The sequence below is a fragment of the Marinococcus sp. LNSP9103-4 genome (genome assembly GCF_056034345.1).
The window spans coordinates 41276-58484 of sequence record NZ_JBQLIA010000013.1; the positions used below are offsets into that span (position 1 = coordinate 41276).

At 46.3% G+C, this 17209-nt stretch carries 17 protein-coding genes; 6 read left to right on the plus strand and 11 right to left on the minus strand.

Annotation, left to right across the window (positions count from 1 at the left end; all coding sequences use genetic code 11):
* The first annotated feature begins 79 nt into the window (after positions 1-79).
* The 4 genes from ACTRXG_RS10260 (at position 80) to ACTRXG_RS10275 (ending at position 3146) form a co-directional block, all read left to right on the plus strand.
* A complete protein-coding gene (locus tag ACTRXG_RS10260) occupies positions 80-442 on the plus strand; it encodes a hypothetical protein (protein ID WP_474281250.1) in 363 nt (120 codons plus the stop codon).
* 31 nt (positions 443-473) lie between these two features.
* Positions 474-1451: a Gfo/Idh/MocA family protein gene (locus ACTRXG_RS10265; RefSeq protein ID WP_474284851.1), complete on the plus strand. Its 978-nt coding sequence runs from the start codon at positions 474-476 to the stop codon at positions 1449-1451.
* A gap of 6 nt (positions 1452-1457) precedes the next feature.
* Positions 1458-1766 carry a hypothetical protein gene (locus tag ACTRXG_RS10270; protein WP_474260879.1) on the plus strand — a complete coding sequence of 103 codons (309 nt, stop codon included), beginning with the start codon at positions 1458-1460 and terminating at the stop codon, positions 1764-1766.
* Between the two features lie 108 nt (positions 1767-1874).
* A complete protein-coding gene (locus ACTRXG_RS10275; RefSeq protein ID WP_474284853.1) occupies positions 1875-3146 on the plus strand; it encodes a multidrug effflux MFS transporter in 1272 nt (423 codons plus the stop codon).
* A 107-nt stretch (positions 3147-3253) separates the two neighbouring features.
* Here ACTRXG_RS10275 and dhaM read toward each other — a convergent pair whose 3' ends face one another.
* The 4 genes from dhaM to ACTRXG_RS10295 are packed head-to-tail and all read right to left on the minus strand — an operon-like array spanning position 3254 to position 5752.
* Positions 3254-3655 (minus strand): dihydroxyacetone kinase phosphoryl donor subunit DhaM, encoded by a 402-nt coding sequence (dhaM, locus tag ACTRXG_RS10280; RefSeq protein WP_474260876.1) that lies wholly within the window; start codon positions 3653-3655, stop codon positions 3254-3256.
* Complete coding sequence (gene dhaL, locus ACTRXG_RS10285; protein WP_474284854.1) at positions 3655-4275, minus strand: dihydroxyacetone kinase subunit DhaL; 621 nt, start codon at positions 4273-4275, stop codon at positions 3655-3657. Before dhaL ends, dhaM begins: the two co-directional genes overlap by 1 nt.
* Positions 4276-4282: 7 nt before the next feature.
* Positions 4283-5251: a dihydroxyacetone kinase subunit DhaK gene (gene dhaK, locus ACTRXG_RS10290; RefSeq protein WP_474281254.1), complete on the minus strand. Its 969-nt coding sequence runs from the start codon at positions 5249-5251 to the stop codon at positions 4283-4285.
* 18 nt (positions 5252-5269) lie between these two features.
* A complete protein-coding gene (locus ACTRXG_RS10295; RefSeq protein WP_474284855.1) occupies positions 5270-5752 on the minus strand; it encodes a DinB family protein in 483 nt (160 codons plus the stop codon).
* A 180-nt stretch (positions 5753-5932) separates the two neighbouring features.
* On the opposite strand from ACTRXG_RS10295, the gene ACTRXG_RS10300 reads away from it, so the two are divergent.
* A complete protein-coding gene (locus tag ACTRXG_RS10300) occupies positions 5933-6379 on the plus strand; it encodes a DUF4385 domain-containing protein (protein ID WP_474260871.1) in 447 nt (148 codons plus the stop codon).
* 22 nt (positions 6380-6401) lie between these two features.
* Here the strand turns inward: ACTRXG_RS10300 and ACTRXG_RS10305 are convergent, their stop codons facing one another.
* Entirely contained in the window at positions 6402-7577 is a 1176-nt protein-coding gene (locus ACTRXG_RS10305) for an aminotransferase class I/II-fold pyridoxal phosphate-dependent enzyme (RefSeq protein WP_474284856.1), read from the minus strand.
* Positions 7578-7808: 231 nt separating this feature from the next.
* Between ACTRXG_RS10305 and ACTRXG_RS10310 the strand changes: the two genes are divergently transcribed.
* Positions 7809-8747 (plus strand): ABC transporter substrate-binding protein, encoded by a 939-nt coding sequence (locus ACTRXG_RS10310; protein ID WP_474281260.1) that lies wholly within the window; start codon positions 7809-7811, stop codon positions 8745-8747.
* 44 nt (positions 8748-8791) lie between these two features.
* Here the strand turns inward: ACTRXG_RS10310 and ACTRXG_RS10315 are convergent, their stop codons facing one another.
* From ACTRXG_RS10315 to ACTRXG_RS10340, 6 genes are all read right to left on the minus strand, one after another.
* The gene (locus ACTRXG_RS10315) at positions 8792-9970 is read right to left on the minus strand and encodes an iron-containing alcohol dehydrogenase (protein ID WP_474284857.1); all 1179 of its coding nucleotides are present in this window, start codon (positions 9968-9970) and stop codon (positions 8792-8794) included.
* On the minus strand, positions 9963-11486 hold the full coding sequence (locus ACTRXG_RS10320) for a sodium:solute symporter family protein (RefSeq protein WP_474281264.1): 1524 nt from the start codon (positions 11484-11486) through the stop codon (positions 9963-9965). Before ACTRXG_RS10320 ends, ACTRXG_RS10315 begins: the two co-directional genes overlap by 8 nt.
* 111 nt (positions 11487-11597) lie before the next feature.
* Positions 11598-12080 carry a hypothetical protein gene (locus tag ACTRXG_RS10325; RefSeq protein WP_474260864.1) on the minus strand — a complete coding sequence of 161 codons (483 nt, stop codon included), beginning with the start codon at positions 12078-12080 and terminating at the stop codon, positions 11598-11600.
* Positions 12081-12092: 12 nt separating this feature from the next.
* The gene (locus ACTRXG_RS10330; protein WP_474284858.1) at positions 12093-13520 is read right to left on the minus strand and encodes an aldehyde dehydrogenase family protein; all 1428 of its coding nucleotides are present in this window, start codon (positions 13518-13520) and stop codon (positions 12093-12095) included.
* Between the two features lie 63 nt (positions 13521-13583).
* A complete protein-coding gene (locus ACTRXG_RS10335; protein WP_474260861.1) occupies positions 13584-14597 on the minus strand; it encodes a LacI family DNA-binding transcriptional regulator in 1014 nt (337 codons plus the stop codon).
* A 136-nt stretch (positions 14598-14733) separates the two neighbouring features.
* Positions 14734-17157, minus strand: a complete 2424-nt coding sequence (locus ACTRXG_RS10340; protein WP_474284859.1) for a Lon protease family protein — start codon at positions 17155-17157, stop codon at positions 14734-14736.
* Positions 17158-17209: the final 52 nt, after the last annotated feature.

Below are 17209 nucleotides of genomic sequence, written 5' to 3' on the forward strand. Positions count from 1 at the left end.
GGCTGTTCATTTGAAGCTAAAACCGCTACGATACAGTTATGAATATTTGTATCTACATCACTTAAAGGAGCTGCAGCCAATGGAAGAACGCTTAGCAGAATTCGGACAAATCATCGATCAAATTATTTCCCGGGTGCCAGGCACCTTCAGCGAAAATATCGCTGTATTTGTTCTCGCTATTTTATTGTATCTTTTACTGCGTCCTATCTTTTTTTTATGGAAGCCGGCAGCGGCCCGGCTGTTAAAAATGCTGTGGTACGCAGCTCTCGGTTATGTTCTGCTGCAGGAAGCCGGATCCATTTTCTTCATTCTTGGCTTTGCAGCTGCTGTGGAGGCATACGACCAGTTTTTTCTCTTTTTTGAAGAACGAAAACGGCGGGCTTCCATCCCAAAGGCGGAAGCAAAAACACGGACGAACCGGAAAAGAAAAGGAAGCTCTTAGGATCAGCTGACATTTAAGGAGGTTTAACATAATGAATTTTGCCACCGTGGGAACAAACTGGATCACCGAAGCGTTCATTCAGGCCGGCAGTTCGCTTGAAGAATTTCAGCTGCAGGCGGTATATTCGCGGAATATGGAGCGTGCCCAAACGCTTGCGGATCAGTACGATGCGCCTTCGGCTTACGATGATTTAGAAGAGCTTTGCCGGGACACAAACGTTGAAGCGCTGTATATTGCAAGCCCTACGAGATATCACTTTTCCATAGCTATGGCTGGTATCCAGCACGGCAAGCACATCATCTGTGAAAAGCCGATGTGCTCTAATGCGGAAGAGGCAAAGCGGCTTCTTGCCGCTGCTTCAGAATACGGTGTCACTATTATGGAAGCGATCAAAAACATGTATTTCCCGGCCTGGGAGACTGTTTTGAACCACCTTGACGAAATCGGAAAACTCCGCCGGGCATCGATCTCCTATTGTCAGTATTCAAGCCGTTACGACGCCTACCGCGAAGGCACTGTGCTCAACGCTTTTAAGCCTGAGCTTTCCAACGGGGCCTCAATGGATATTGGCACCTACTGCCTCCACCCCGCCCTTGAACTCCTAGGCATGCCGCATACAGTACAGGCGCACGGCTATCTGCTTGAAACCGGAGCCGACGGTCAGGCTGCCGCTCTTTTAGGCTATCCCGAAGCCCAGGCTGTTGTCAGCTATTCAAAAATTTCTGCTTCCACCCAGCCGGTGGAGCTGCAGGGCGAAGACGGCACGATCACCATCGACCATATTAACCATATGCACCGGGTGACCCTTACAAAAAAAGATGAAACGACTATCCTCTGGGAAAACAATCAGGAGGACTCCATGGTTCACGAAATACAGGCCTTTATTCAGCTGTGCGCCGATGAAGATGTGCGGCACATTCCTATCGAACGCTCCATTCAAGTACTGCAGGTGCTTGATGAAATACGTGCACAGATCGGCGTCCGCTTTCCTGCAGATACTGAGGAGTAGCGGAAGGTGATGAATCTTTCCTTTTTTTCCTTAATAAATGAAGGGTTAAGTGCTGTATTTGCCGTAGACTTGACTCAGGAATATGTATTTTTCCTGTTCAGCTTTGCATTTTTTCTTCTCTTCCGGCCGCTGTGCTTTTTATGGATGCCTCCGCTTCAGCACCTGCTTCGATGCTCGTGGTACGTAATTATTGCTGTAGCCTTTTTTCAGGAATGGGCCGGAGCGCTTATTATTATTTTTTTCGCTCTTGCTGCAGAATGCTGGCATCTGCTGTTTGCGGCTATGGAAACAAAATCCGGGAAAAGTCCGTCTTAAAAACGGGCTTTTCTTTTTATATGCCCTATGTTAGAATCCTCTCTTGTGTGCAAAAAACAGACGTGTCCTATAATACATAAATCATTTAACAAGGGAGTAGATTTTATCATGAGTTCCACACAGGCGGTATCGTCTAAAAAACGGCTCGGCCTGGCTATTCTGCTGGGCTCACTGGCTGCATTTGGTGCTTTGACTATTGACATGTATTTACCCAGCTTCCCTTCTATAGCACAGGATCTTGATACAAGTGCGTCACTTGTGCAGCTTAGTTTAACAGCCTGCCTGCTCGGCCTCGCCTTTGGCCAATTAATCGTCGGTCCTATGAGCGACGTGAATGGAAGAAAAAAACCGCTATCCGTTTTCTTATTTATTTATATTGCCGCTTCTATTTTATGTATATTTGCCCCGACCATCTGGATTCTGATTGCCTGCCGTTTTCTGCAGGGATTTTCAGCTTCGGCCGGCATCGTTATTTCCCGGGCAATTGTCCGGGACATGTATTCCGGGAAAGAAATGACAAAATTCTTTTCCCTGTTGATGCTTGTAAACGGCCTTGCGCCAATACTTGCTCCAGTGCTTGGCGGAGCCATTCTTAACTTTACGACATGGAACGGCGTCTTTGCCGTACTAAGCGGGATAGGGATTATTATCTTTATTATTGTTTTATCCCTGCTTCCGGAAACCCTCCCGGAAACTAATCGTTCCGACAGCGATATAAAAGAAACCGTACGTACCTTTGGGAGCTTATTAAAGGACCGTTCGTTTATGGGCTTCGCCCTTGCCCAGGGATTGAAAATGGCCGGCATCTTTGCATATGTTTCCGGCACGCCGTTTGTTTATCAAGGCATTTACGGAGCTTCGCCGCAAACATTCGGCTTTTTATTCGCGCTTAACGGAATCGGCATTATTATCGGATCGCAGACTACCGGCCGGCTCGCCGGCATTGTACCGGAACGAAAAATACTCACCTTCGGACTCGGGCTGACCCTCATTTCAAGCTCCGTCCTATTAACAATGACCGTGATTCAGGCACCGCTTGCCGCTATCGTCATTCCAATGTTTTTCGTCGTTTCAAGCCTCGGGCTTGTAAATACAGCTTCGTTCTCTCTTGCGATGGAAGAACAGGGCCACCGGGCCGGCAGCGCTGCTGCATTAATCGGGCTGCTTCCATTTTTATTCGGAGCGGCTTCGGCCCCGCTGGTTGGCATCGCCGGAGAGCATACAGCGGTCCCAATGGGAATTGTGATTTTTGGAGCAGACGCTGCAGCAGTACTCAGCTACGTGTTACTAGCTCGCGCGTCGAAAACACCTTCTGCCGAAAAAGAAAAAACCTCGCAGGGCTCCTATTATAAAAATGCAAGACCAAAAACAAGCTCATAAATGGAAATGCCCGGAGTCCTGGAGCCTCCGGGCATTTCAAATTTTTGTATAAAACTCTATATCAACGAAAACCCTGCAGCCAGGCTTACGGCTGCAGGGTTTATTCATTAATTCTCGATTTTTTTCCATTCCTTTGCCGATTCTGCTGCTTTTTTTACTTCTTCAAGCGTTTTTCCCATCCCTGCTTCGACCGCAGCGATGTACGCTCCTTCCACAAGCGGGGCATCAGCTATTGTAATACGGCCTTCGAGCTCCGGCAGCATTTCAAGAGCCATTTCCGCATTCATTAGTGCACTGCCAATGTCAAACAAAAGCAGCACGCCCTCTTCTGTCGTAACCGATTCCACAGCGCCGGTGATCCGGTCTACACTTGTGCCGATTTCTCCGTCTTCAGTTCCTCCGGCTGCAGCGATTGCAACATCCTCCTGCTTCGTCTGAGATACGAGATCCACGATGCCGTCGGCGAGCTCTTTACTGTGCGAAATAACAATGATGCTGACTTTAGCCATTAAGAGGCCCCCTCTTTGCACACTTCTGCCAACGCTTCAAAAACGAGCTGCGAGGAAAAGGCTCCAGGGTCCATATGCCCCTTCGAACGCTCGCCTAAATAGGAAGCCCTTCCTTTTTTAGCAATTCGGTCGATGGTAGCTTCTGCTTCGTTTGCAGCCGTTTTGGCAGCCTTCTCTGCGTCTGCGCCGTGCTCCTTCATTTCATCCCGCACAGGAATCCATACGTCGAGCATTGTCTTATCCCCGAGGGAAGCCTTGCCTCTCGTTTCGATACCGCCGACGGCGGCCTCGATGCCTTCGACCAACGCTGCGCTGTCAAGCACGTCTTTACCCTTCCATGCATTGGCGGCTTTAAGAAATGCCGTACCATATAATGGCCCCGACGCTCCTCCCACCTTCGAAATGAGTGTAGAAGCCACATCTTTATACAATGCGCCAATGTCCTCGTAGGAAGCGTCTTCCACTTTCTTGGCTACTTCCTGAAAGCCGCGGGCCATATTATGCCCGTGATCTCCGTCTCCGATGGCCTGATCCAGCTCGGAAAGCTTGTCCTTATGCTCCTGCATTTTTGCATTGATTCGTAGTGCCCATTGCTTCATTACTGCTGCGCTTAGTTCCATGAAAGCTTCACTCCCTGCCGGATAGTAACAGTTGTTTCCGTTCTTCATCCAGGTTTAAAATCGTTACCGAGCATCCTGTCATTTCAAGCGACGTCATATATTCTCCTACAAAGGTTTTCTTTACGTGAATACCACGGTCTTTCAACAGCTGAATAGCCTTTCTTGCCACAATATAAAGCTCCATTAAAGGCGTCGCTCCTTGGCCGTTGATCATTAACGCTACTTCGCTGCCATCATTTAGGTGCATATCATCGAGCACGTGCTGAACCAGTTCTTCCGTTACGGCGTCTGCCTGCATCAGTTCGCGCCGCTCTACGCCCTGCTCGCCGTGAATGCCGGTCCCGATTTCCATCTCGTTCTCATCGAGTGTGAAGCCGGGTTTGCCGGAGGCCGGAACGGTACACGGAGAAAGGGAGACTCCCATCGAACGCACATTGTCAGCCACGCCCTGGGCAATTGCTTCCACCTCGTCCAGGCTTTTTCCCTCAGCCGCTGCTGCCCCTGCAATCATATGCACAAGGGTCGTTCCTGCTACACCGCGGCGGTCCTCCGGATTGGCAATCGCTACGTCGTCCCGTATAACGACCTGTTTGACCGTAATATCTTCTGCTTCTGCGAGATCGGCCGCCATATCAAAGTTCATGACATCCCCGCTGTAGTTCTTGACGATCAAAAGAACTCCGGAGCCGCTGTCGACAGCTTTAATCGCTTCAAGCACCTGGTCAGGTGTCGGAGAGGTGAATACTTCCCCGCTCACTGCCGCATCGAGGAGCCCTTCCCCGACGTATCCGGCATGAGCAGGCTCGTGTCCGCTGCCCCCGCCGCTGATCAGCGCCACCTTGCCCTTGACCGGAGCATCTGCCCGCACAATGACATTTGTGTTTTCAATCGCCCGGAGTTTATCAGGATGAGCGGCCACCAATCCTTCCACCATTTCAGAAACAATCTGATCCACACCATTAATGAGCTTCTTCATTTCTTTTCCTCCCTCAGTCTATAATCTTGCTTTTATATCTTGGATTTGAGCAATATGACGCTCTTCGTGGAGACCGGTCATTTCCAGCCACTGATGAAGAGGCATAGGCCCAAAATTGGGATGCGAAATGGAACGTGCTGCTAATTCCTCACTGGTATGTTTTTCCTCCAGGTGACGGATATAGTCTCTTGTTTCTTTCAATTCCTCCAGCAGGCTCTGCTTGCCATATTCCATGTCCTCCGGCTGGAGCTCCTTCGGGGCTTCTGCCGGACGGCGCCGGTATTTCATCATTTGAATCGGCTTTTCTTCCGCCCTAGTGGTAGGTTCTGTTTCCAGGGCACTTTTCATACTTCTTCCTACAAAGGCTTCAAACAGCCGGAGGTGTTCGACCACCTGGGCCACGCTCCAATCAGTGGCGTCTGTTTTTATGTTCCAATCTGCTTCCGGCACTGGTTCGATTTCTTCCAGAAGCTGGCTGCGTACATTTTCAATATATTCCATCTTAAAACCTCCATCTAACACAAGGATTCGATGTGTATGTTCAAAAATCCTTCTTTCTTCCATGCATACTGTTTATTCCCCTTTTCAAGAAAAATAAATCCTGAACAAAGGTGCAGTTTCACACATAATTATCATCATTTTCGGGCAAAGAAAACAAAGGCAAAAAAGGAGAGAATGCTTATGAGTTTTAACTATGAAGAAGATTTTGACCGTATTAATTTTCGTGAAAAGCCAGAAAAGTACCGTGTAGGACGCGGGGAACAGGGCGTTTTAATGGTGGAACCGTACAAAAGCGAAATTCTGCCGTACTGGAGGTTTAAAACCCCGGACATTGCCGAGGAATCTTCCCGGCAGATTTACGAATTATTTTTGGAGTATAAAAAGCAAAAGGATTTCGTCGGAATGGATATGGCAAGAAAATTTCTGCAGATGGGTTACACGCGCTCACGCCGGTACGCCAATTATAAAGGAGGCAAAAAATACGACAAAGACGGTAACGTGAATGAACGTCAGATCAATGAAGAAAAAGCCGAATCCGCCCGGATTTTTGAAGAAAAATGGATCAAAGCCCGGGAGGACGAAACCTATTTATCATGGAAAAAAGACCATCAGCAAAAGTATGGATAAATAAAAAAGTTAAACTGCTTCTTTATTTCACCTTTGCGGCTACACCCGCGATCCGCTCAGCTGCTTCTTTTAATCGCTCTTCCTCTTCGAGCAGACCAATGCGGACGTACCCTTCCCCCATGCTGCCAAAGCCGTGGCCCGGGGCGACTACTACACCCGCTTCTTCGAGCAGCTCTTCGGTAAACGAAGCGGAGGTATAGCCTCCTGGCACTTCCATCCATACAAAAAAAGAGCCCCCTGGTGTCTGCACCGCTACGCCGTGATCATGAAGCGCCTGAATAAATACATTTCTTCTGTTTTCATAAACAGCTAGTATATCTTCAGCCATCTTTGCCCCGTGATCAAACGCATACGCTGCTGTTTCCTGAACCGCGCCAAACAAACTTACATACAAATGATCCTGAATTTTATTGATCATCTCTATAATTGAAGCATTCCCCACCGCCACAGCTGCACGCCATCCGGCCATGTTAAACGTTTTCGAAAGGGTGTACATTTCCACACCGACTTCCTTGGCCCCGGGGGTCTGAAGAAAGCTGGGTGGTTTTTCGCTGTCGTAGCCAAGCGACCCATAGGCAAAATCGTGAACGACACAAATGTGGTGCTGTACAGCAGTCCGGACCGTTTCTTCAAAAAATTCTGCCGTAGCGGTACCGGCAGTCGGGTTGTTAGGATAATTTAAAAACATCATTTTTGCCCGGTTCAGCACATCTGCTTCAATCTGCCGAAAATCAGGGCGAAAACTATTTTCTTTTTTAAGCGGCATAAAAGCCGTTTCTGCATTGGCCAGAGCTGTTCCCGAAAGATAGTCAGGATAACCCGGGTCCGGCAGTAAAGCAGTGTCCCCCGGGTTGAGGAGACACTGGCTGATCTCCACAAGCCCTGTTTTTGCACCGAATAAAACCGCCACTTCCGTTTTTGGATCCAACGTCACACCGTATTCCCGCTGATAAAAATCAGCCGCGGACTGCTTCAAAAAATCGTAGCCCCGAAATGGGGAATATTTATGATATTCCGGCTTTTCAGCAGCACTCCTCATTTTTTCCACAATAGGTGCCGGAGTCGGCTGATCAGGGTTTCCCTGTCCCAGATTGATTAAATCCCTGCCTTCTTCTTTCAGTGTCTGGACTTTTCTTGAAAGCGAAGCAAAAAACTGTTCCGGCAGTCGTTCGATTTGTTCAGACGGTTCAAATCGCATAAAATTTCCTCCTGTACGCAGAGTTTCCCTCGTATGTTTTACAATCGTAAAAACAAAGTACCCTCAGTTTAACGTTAAATAAATAAAAGCACACCCCCTTCCATTTTCATAAAAAAAATATATGAACAACATTTTTTGCTTAGTTCCAAAGGTTTACATTGTAATTATAAAATGAATACCATATAATAGTTATGCAAATGATTATTATTATCAACTGGGAGGATTTACATATTGGTTAAAAAGTGGATTTCTTTATTTGCAGTAGGTTTCGCCTTTTTGTTTGTGCTTGCCGCCTGCGGCAACGGATCATCCGGAGATTCTGGAGAAAGTGAAGACAGCGGGGAAAATGCAGAAGCAGAAACAAGAACAGTCACGGACCCGACCGGCCGGGAAGTAGAGATTCCGGCAGATCCGCAAAACGTCGTAGCCCTGCAGAATGTGGCAGACATGCTGATACTTGATGAACAGCCGATAGGCACCTCTGAGTATTACCTCGATACGTACGGCGATCAGCTTGAAGGAGTGGAAAGCGTTGGCGGGGATACGCCAAACGTAGAGCAGATCAACGAGCTTGACCCGGACATGATTCTTTTGTCGGATTATCAGTCTGACTCTCTCGACCAGCTCGAACAAATTGCTCCGGTATATATGACTTCTTTTGATGATACACCGGAAGAACAGCTTCAGAATACTGCTGATGCATTAAATGAAGAAGACGCAAGCGAAGAATGGCTGACCCAATATGAACAACAGGCCGAAGAAGCCAAACAGACACTTGCAGACAATGACGTGCCGGAAGATGCAACTGCAGCTGTCGTCCAATTTATCGGTAAGGAAGTGTACGTGCACGACCAATCCGTCTTCGCCGGTTTGTATGAAGGCGCCGGGCTTGAACCAACAGAAGGTGTCGAAGAAAATACAGAAACCCAGGCCATTTCTCTTGAAACTGTGCCTGATTACGTAGAAGGGGCAGACTATCTGTTTGTCCTGACCGATCAGGGAGAGCCGACAGAACAGTCCCAGGAGCTTGTGGATGATCTGCTTGCTGATACACAAGCCGTTCAAAACGAACAATTTTATTACGTAAATAATACAAAATGGAGTGACTTTACACTGCTTGGCCGTGAGTACCAGCTCAACGATTCAGTAGAAAAAATTACCGGCGAATAAAACAGAGGCCCGTTCTTTTATAAGAACAGGGCCTTTTTTGTGACTTACTTGTTAATTTCTAAAGTACCTGCGTAAGCTGCTTCATACCTTTCTAAAATATCCTGATAAGAATACGGCTTCGGACTTCTTGCTAAAAGTCTTGTCTGCTTTTCTCCACTTTCAGCCAGCTTCACGAGATCACTTTCTTTAATCCCGAATTGCTCCAATGTAGAAGGAATTCCTACATCTTCAACAATACTTTTCAGCTCCCGCACACCCGCTATTGCGGCTTCCCTTTTTGATAATCCTTCAGTATTCGCCCCTATCCGCTCTGCTATTACTCCCATTTTTTCCATGCAGGAAGGCCAGATGTAATCAAAGATGTAGGGAAGAAGTACAGCATTCGATTCACCGTGAGGGATTTTAAATAACCCCCCTAACGGATAAGCTAAAGCATGTACACCAGCAACACCTGCGTTATAAAAGCTTAATCCTGCAGTCATACTCCCCCAGCTCATTTGTGCACGCGCCTCTTCATTACTGCCGTTCCATACAGCTGTACGAATGTTTTTCGCTATTCTTTCCATTGCGTCCAAAGCGAGAGCATCTGTCAGCGGAGTGCTGTTAACAGAAATATATGCTTCCACCGCATGAGTAAGAGCATCTACTCCTGTAGCAGCAGTAATCTTAGGCGGCACCGTCATCGTTAGATCCGGATCTACCACAGCAACGTCTGCCAGTAAAAATTCATGGGTGATAACGTCTTTAGTACCTTCGAGCGAAAATACGCTTATATCTGTTACTTCTGCCCCCGTACCGGCAGTTGTTGGTATTAAAAGCTTTGGCAGCCCTCGGCTTGTAAGAGTTTTATCTCCTGAAAGGTTTAAATAATTCTCAATGGACCCTTCGTTACCATGCAGTACAGAAACTGCCTTTGCGATATCAAGGGAGCTTCCTCCTCCGATTCCGATAACAAAATCTGCATCAAATGATTTTAATGCCTGCAGGGCATTCTTCCCAATTTCTACAGGTGGCTCCGGCTTTAGATCGGAATATATTTCATATATCACCCCAGCCTCTTTTAACTGTTCTTCCAGAGGGGATGCGATGCCGGCATCCAGGACCCCCGGGTCGGCAAATACCATCACCCGCTCTGCCTGATAAGACTTCAGTAAAGCTGGTATTTCATTTACTGCTCCTTTACCTGAAACAATTCTGATTGGTGAAACAAACGATTTATACATTTTTCCCACTCCTTGTATTTGGTTTTTGTTTTATATCTAAACCACTTTCCTTCGGGGATTCGGTAGTAGCTATAGTTACAATAAACATCGTGAGCATACCGACGATGACTCCAATACCAGCAGCCCCAAACGGATTAGAGAAATTAAGTCCAATTGGCAGATACACAAACCAGTATACAACTGTTGCTGCTATTAAAGATGAAATAGCCGCTGTTTTATTTGCGCGGTCCCATATACCGCCAACGACGATAGGTCCCGCCGTAGCTGCCATGATTCCGCCGATACCGATCCACATGAAGACTGCGAGGAACTCCGGTGGAGACCAGGCGAAAAATATTGCTGCAATTATCACTAAAAATGTACTGTAGCGACTGATGATTAATTCATACCGTTCCGCTTTTGCTTTTGAAATATTAATTCTGGGTACAATCGTTTTACGATACAAGTCGTTAGCGAGCAGCTGGGTCAGTGATACTATCAGACCGTCCGAAGTCGACATTACAGCAGACAGCACAGCAATTGCCAGAAATGCTGCAATTACTGGCGGAAATATTTCACTAAAAAGGACCGGGATTATCTGGTCGGGACTAATACCTGCGTCTGCACCGACTACGGCCACTCCAAGCATTCCGCCCAACGCCATTAAAGGCAGGATTGTAGCAAAAATAGTACAATACATAATCAGCTTTCTAATATCTTTACTGCCTTTGACAGCCATAAACTTGTTACCAAGGTGTGGCTGCACGGAAAAAGGCAAGTGAGCTACAAATAGTAAAGCCACCAGCCAAAAGGCTCCGTACGTATTATCCCCGGGAAGAAACAATTGATTAAAGCCGCCCTGGGGATTTTCATTACTCACTGTGTTCAGCATATCAGTAAAGCCACCATTAACTCCTACGCTCGTCATAAAGCAAACAAATACTGTAATGGCTACTATCAGCATTAAAAGTCCCTGTACAGCATCGGTAATAATATCTGAGTGCGATCCTCCCATAAATACATACACAGCAAGTACTGCTGCTGTGATAATTAAACCAACCCCGTAATCAACACCCATCATAGTTTGAAACATTGTCGCAGCAGCAACAAATTGAGAAACGACGTAAAAAATAAGCAGAATGGAAATAATCGTCAGTGCTATTCTCAAAAAATCACTTTTGTATCTTTCGCCAATAAATTCCGGAATCGTTCTTGTACCGAATTCATCGCCATATTTCTTTATAACCTTAGCTACAAAAAGCATGCCAATGACAGTAGCTATAGGGTAAAGTAGCGGATACCAGAGACTCGGGGTCCCGATACTGTAAGCAAGTCCCGGCATCCCCATAAATGTGGAGCCGCTGGATATGCCCGCTGCAATTACTAACGCGATTACTAATGGACTATAGCTTGACCTTGCGGTAGCAAAATCCTCTGACGTTTTCGTTCTTTTCATTCCAACCCAGCCGAAATAAAGCATCATTAGTATAAATAAGGCCATAAAAATCCAGGAATAGGTTACAATTTGTGTATTCATAGAATCCCCCCCTATTCTTTTTCTTTTAGAATATTTGTTTTCCAAAGTGTCAGGGCCATTCCGACCCAGGTGCCAACTATACAAACGGCCATAATTATCAGGAAGTTCATTTTATTCTCTCCTTTCTTGATAAAATTGCTGAATAATAGGAAATTTTTCTAATTTATCGTACGATTCTGAACTTACCTCGTATAACATTACTTTCACTTTATCGCTGTTAAGTTTTTTTGCACTTTCAACCTGGTAAGGGGCATAAAAAGTATACGTCTTCTCCCGCTTTACCACAGGAACTTTCCAGGAACGGCGTTGATATAAAAAGTATTTTCTTAATGTCTCTTCTCCCTGCTCCTGAAATTTTTGCTTTTCGATTTCATATGGAATAATTTCTTCGTTCTGCACCTCGATGGTTTCACAGACCGGCAGGCCGTCTATAATTCCCTGCTGATTTGTTATCCCGTCTCCCGCGGTAACAATTTTTTCTGTTCGTTCGCCGAACAGGGTCTGAAACGTCACAATCCATTCGGCTGCGTATTTAGGATAATAACAAGTAAACAAATACTCTTTTTTCTTTCCTTTCATTGTCTGTATTTGCATACTACTCTCTCCTTAACGGTATTTTATACTTATCATTTTTAGTTCCGTCATTTCTTCGACAGCATATTTTACCCCTTCCCTTCCATAGCCGGAATCCTTCACTCCCCCGTAAGGCATATGGTCGAAACGGAGAGTGGGTACATCGTTAATGAGAACCTGCCCGGCTTCTATGCGATGCGCCATATCAACAGCCTGTTTCAGATCATTTGTAAACACCCCCGCATTCAAGCCGAACCGGCTGTTATTCATTTGCTCCAGAGCATCTTCAGAGTTTTTCACTTTGTTGATGATCACCACCGGCCCAAAGGCTTCTTTGCAGGATATAGAGGATGCAGAAGAAACATTGAATAAAATCGTTGGCTCTAAGCCATTACCAATTTTCTCTCCTCCTGTCAGAACCTCCGCTCCCTCTGCTTCCGCTTCTTTAATCCATTCATACAGACGCTGCTGTGATTTTTTATTAATCAGGCTTGAGACCTCCGTACTTTCTTCCAAAGGGTCTCCGAATTGAAGCAGAGCAGTTTTTGCTGAGCATTCCTGTATAAAATCATCAAAAATTTCTTCATGAACATAAATACGCTGAGTACTTAAACAAACCTGTCCATTATAAGCGAATGCTCCCTTTACTGATTTCTCAGCCACTTCACTGATTTCCCCGCGGCATGATTGATCCACATACATCGGCGAATTACTTCCTAATTCAAGAGTCATTTTTTTCAGGCCGGCTTCTGCTTTCAACAGCTTTCCTATTTCCGGGCTGCCGGTAAAAGATATTTTTTTAATCCGTTCATCCTTAAGCATTACCTCTCCTAATGTTTTTCCATCTCCAGGAACTACGGCTATTGCTCCTGCAGGAAGACCTGCTTCACTTAATATCTCTGCCAGCAGCAGGCTTGAAAATGGCGTCTGCTCCGCTGGTTTAACCACTATAGTGTTCCCTGCCGCTATTGCCGGTCCGACCTTGTGAGTAACAAGATTTAATGGAAAATTAAAAGGGGTAATTGCTCCTACCACTCCGATTGATTCATGAAGTGTATAGGCATCCCGTCCTTCGCCGCCTTCTGCAGCGTCTAATTGTAAGTATTCTCCGTTCATTCTTTTTGTTTCTTCACCCGAGAACTGCAGTGTCTGAATCGTCCGCTGGACTTCTGTGCGGGCAGCGGTGACCGGTTTACAGGCTTCCCGAGAGATAATCCTCGCAGCTTCTTCCTTTCTACCCTGCAGGATCGTTGCAGCACGGAATAAAATCCCAGCTTTTTCGTTTGATGTTAACGCTTTCATTTTTTTGTAGGCTTCATCTGCTTTTTCTATTGCTTCGCTCATCTCGGAGGGCATGCCGTCAGCTGCTTCTCCAATCAAATCTTCTGTGTGGGGATTAAAAACTGGATAGTAATTTGCAGCCGCCTTATCCTGTGCTAATAAAAATAAACCTTTTTTCATCCTTCACCCTCCTAACAATATTTGTGAATACGTATTCTCGAAAGCGGAATTAAACCGCTCAGTTTATACTGAGCCTGGTTTAAGAGGTCCCGTCGTCTTTCTTTGATACAGAGCAGGCTCCAGGGTAACCTGGATTGGGGACATATTTTCTTTTCCGGCTTCAATGGAATTAATAAGGTGTTCAATTCCAAGCCTTCCTAAATTTTTATTGGACTGGGCACCGATAGTGGTTAATTCAAATCCGTGATGCCGGGCCATCCGTACATTATCCACCCCGCAAATACTAATATCTTCAGGGATCCGGTAGCCGAGCTCCATGAGTGTATCCATGGCAGTAATAGCTATAGCATCAGTAGCAGCAAATATTGCTGTAGGACGTTCTTTTCGTCCCATCATTTTAAAAATGGCATCTGCTATTGCTTCTTCACTGGTGTCAGTTTCGTTTAAAAATACTTTACCAGTCTTCATGGTTTGTTCTGCTATGCCCTCTGTAAACCCTAAATATCTGCCGTAAAAAGTGGATGTATACATCGGCCCTCCAATAAAGCCGATATACTCGTGCCCGAGCTGATACAAATGATCCGCAGCCATCTTTCCAGCCTGATAATTATTTAATTCAACAAAATTCCCACCTTCATTATGCTTACGGTTAAACATTACATAAGGTATTTGAGACGCCTGCAGTTCTTGAAGGATAGGGTCATTCATGAACACTGAAGACAAAATAATACCGTCCACCTGCATGGAGAGCACCGTTTCATATACAGCCATATTGTCTCCGTTATTTTCAAAAAAAACGTTTGTGTTGTACCCCTTCTCTTTCGCGTAGTTCACAATGGACGAAGTTGTTTCTACAAAGAAGGGATTATGCAATGGGCCCGATATAAGCGCTATTGTTTTGGAACGCTTACTAACCAGAGATCTGGCTATAGCGTTCGGCCTGTAGTTTAACTTTCTCATTGCTTCTGTAACTTTCTCTACGTTTTCCTTGCTTACCTTGTTTGAATTATTCAGTACCCTGGACACTGTCGATTGGGATACTCCTGCTTCTCTGGCAACTTCTTTGGAAGAAATCATTTTTTAACTCCTGGTGAATACGTATTCATGGACAACTTGTTTTTTATTATGAAACCGCATACATAAAAAGTCAAGAATAATTTCCCTCATTTCTATAAAAAACACAGCCATGCTTCCAGGCTGTGCTCTCCGCTTATTATTCCATGCCCTGCTGCCTGAACTCCATCTCATACATCCGGTTAAAACGGGCTTCTGTGCGGGCAAATACCGATCCTTCCGGATAGGTTCCATCCTCGCGGCGTACGGCCCCCGCCCGTTCACCGGTCAGGATTTCCATACCTTCAGAAATATGGCCGACTGCCCATACATGGAAGCTTCCTGCTTCCGCCGCTTCCACAACCTCTGGATCGAGCATCAAATTGCGGGCATTCTGCTTCGGGATAATTACACCCTGCCTGCCGTTCAGCCCTTTTTCCCGGCAAATTTGAAAAAATCCTTCGATCTTTTCATTCACACCTCCGATCGGCTGAATCTCTCCCCACTGATTGACCGAGCCGGTTACTGCTATGCCCTGGTAAATAGGCACTTCTGCCAAAGAGGAAAGCAGTACGTACAACTCTGTGCTTGAAGCGCTGTCGCCGTCGATCAAACTATAGGTCTGCTCGAAAGTAATACTCGCTGATAAAGGAATAGGACGGTTTTTAGCAAACTGGCCGGAAAGAAACCCGGTCAAAATCATCATGCCCTTGTGATGAATCTGACCGCTGAGAGACGTTTCCCGCTCAATGTTCATCAACCCGCTTTTTCCGACGTACGTCTGAGCCGTAATTTTCGTTGGAATGCCAAACATGGAGTCTCTTGTGCCCATAACGGCCAGTCCGTTAATCTGCCCGACCCGGTAGCCTTCCGTTTGAATCATAATCGTTTCATCGTGAATTTTCTCCCGGTACTGTTCAGGGATGTGACTTGAACGCCTGTATTTTTCTTCTAGTGCCCGGAAAATGTGCTCCGATCTGACATAAGCGTTTCCCTCCTGCAGCGCGTAATGGCTGGATTCTACGAGCAGCTTTGTAATATCCTGAAACCTGGTGGTCATCTTCCCCTGTTCATCTATTAACCGGGAGCTGTAGTCAATCACTCTGGCTACAGCTTCCCGGTGGAACGGCAGCAGGCCCTCTTCCTGAACGTAGTTTTTAACGAACTTGGCCATTTTCCAGCTGTTTTCATCGTTTTTAGCCATGACTGTGTCGAACTCTACTTTGACTTTAAACAGCTTATCAAACTCCTCATCAAGTCTCGAGAGCAGGTCGTAAACATAATAGGAACCGATGATGATAACCTTTGTCCGGAAGGGAATAGGTTCCGGCTTAAGTGCACTAGTTGGCAGCAGTCCCCGCTCTTCATAGGAATTTTCGATATGCACGTGTCCGGTCTGAAGCATCCGTTTTAACCCTGGCCATGCGCCTGGGTGCTGCAGCAAATCTGCGGCCTGAAGAATCAAGTAGCCGCCGTTCGCCAGATGCACCGCTCCTGGTTTAATGAAAGTAAAATTTGTCACCAGGCTGCCAATCTGTCCCTGGTATTCCACCTTGCCAAACAGATTGTGATACGTCGGATTGGATTCGTAAATTACCGGGGCCCCGTTTAAATGTTTGTTGTTGACGAGCAGATTCACCACGTACCGCTGATACTGTTTTTCCCTCATTCCTTCAAGCGCCCCTGATGAACCCTCCTGCCCCTGGCCTTCGGCAAAAAAGTAAAAATGCTCTACAACGTCCCGTTCGTATGCGGTTAAATACGCCTCAACCTTTGGCAAATGCCCATACTGCCTGCGGAGCGGCTCAAATAATTTTTGTACCGCGGCTGAAGCTGTATTTGTCATAAATAACTGCACATCTTTGCGGAAGGTTTCCTCCATTTTGGCGATACGCCGGAGAGCATCCTGCACTTTTTCTTCTACGATTTTTTCGTTTGCCCTCAGCTGTTCCTTTTCTGCTTCAAGCAGGTGCTGATACGTCTCCCGGTTCATTGGCTGACCTCGTTGAAGGGGAATTTTATTAATGCCATTCTGCATACGCTCGAGTTTAAAATGGTGCTGTACCGCAAACTGGTCGGTTTCTTTCCATAGCTCGTCCATCTCTGTGCGCAGTCGTTCAAACATTTCCCGCTTCTGTCTTTCATGACTGTCGCTTGAGAAGGCTGTCTTTAGTTCTCGCTCGATGTTTATCAAAAGCTGTTCGATCCCGCGCCGGAAGCGCTGGCCTTCGCCGGCCGGAAACGAAAGCATTTCCGGACGGTCCGGATTATCAAAATTGTGCACGTAGCACCAATCATCCGGCTGCTTCTGTTTGCGGGCCAGATTTTCCACACTGTGCTGGGTGTAAGTCATTCTCCCTGTCCCCGTCGGACCGACTACAAACAAATTATACCCCGCCTGGCTTACTGAAAGACCAAACTCCATGGCCCGCTCGGCCCGTTCCTGACCAATCATTTCATATGGAAAGTCCCTCATGTCCTCTGTCGTTTCAAATGAAAAGATTTCAGCATTGAATTCCAGGCGGAGCTCTGGCGGAGAAAGTTTATGCAGAGCAAGCCTTTTTTCATAATCATAATGATTCATAAAACGCCCCTCCTTTCACCGTTATCCCGTCTTCTGCTACATTTTCGGCGCT

Bases quoted from the DNA above. Each gene is read 5' to 3' on its own strand.
- ACTRXG_RS10260 (WP_474281250.1), top strand. From the start codon at position 80: ATGGAAGAACGCTTAGCAGAATTCGGACAAATCATCGATCAAATTATT.
- ACTRXG_RS10325 (WP_474260864.1), bottom strand. From the start codon at position 12,080: ATGCAAATACAGACAATGAAAGGAAAGAAAAAAGAGTATTTGTTTACT.
- ACTRXG_RS10265 (WP_474284851.1), top strand. From the start codon at position 474: ATGAATTTTGCCACCGTGGGAACAAACTGGATCACCGAAGCGTTCATT.
- ACTRXG_RS10275 (WP_474284853.1), top strand. From the start codon at position 1,875: ATGAGTTCCACACAGGCGGTATCGTCTAAAAAACGGCTCGGCCTGGCT.
- ACTRXG_RS10315 (WP_474284857.1), bottom strand. From the start codon at position 9,970: ATGTATAAATCGTTTGTTTCACCAATCAGAATTGTTTCAGGTAAAGGA.
- ACTRXG_RS10305 (WP_474284856.1), bottom strand. From the start codon at position 7,577: ATGCGATTTGAACCGTCTGAACAAATCGAACGACTGCCGGAACAGTTT.
- dhaK (WP_474281254.1), bottom strand. From the start codon at position 5,251: ATGAAGAAGCTCATTAATGGTGTGGATCAGATTGTTTCTGAAATGGTG.
- ACTRXG_RS10295 (WP_474284855.1), bottom strand. From the start codon at position 5,752: ATGGAATATATTGAAAATGTACGCAGCCAGCTTCTGGAAGAAATCGAA.
- dhaL (WP_474284854.1), bottom strand. From the start codon at position 4,275: ATGGAACTAAGCGCAGCAGTAATGAAGCAATGGGCACTACGAATCAAT.
- ACTRXG_RS10340 (WP_474284859.1), bottom strand. From the start codon at position 17,157: ATGAATCATTATGATTATGAAAAAAGGCTTGCTCTGCATAAACTTTCT.
- ACTRXG_RS10335 (WP_474260861.1), bottom strand. From the start codon at position 14,597: ATGATTTCTTCCAAAGAAGTTGCCAGAGAAGCAGGAGTATCCCAATCG.
- ACTRXG_RS10320 (WP_474281264.1), bottom strand. From the start codon at position 11,486: ATGAATACACAAATTGTAACCTATTCCTGGATTTTTATGGCCTTATTT.
- ACTRXG_RS10330 (WP_474284858.1), bottom strand. From the start codon at position 13,520: ATGAAAAAAGGTTTATTTTTATTAGCACAGGATAAGGCGGCTGCAAAT.
- ACTRXG_RS10300 (WP_474260871.1), top strand. From the start codon at position 5,933: ATGAGTTTTAACTATGAAGAAGATTTTGACCGTATTAATTTTCGTGAA.
- dhaM (WP_474260876.1), bottom strand. From the start codon at position 3,655: ATGGCTAAAGTCAGCATCATTGTTATTTCGCACAGTAAAGAGCTCGCC.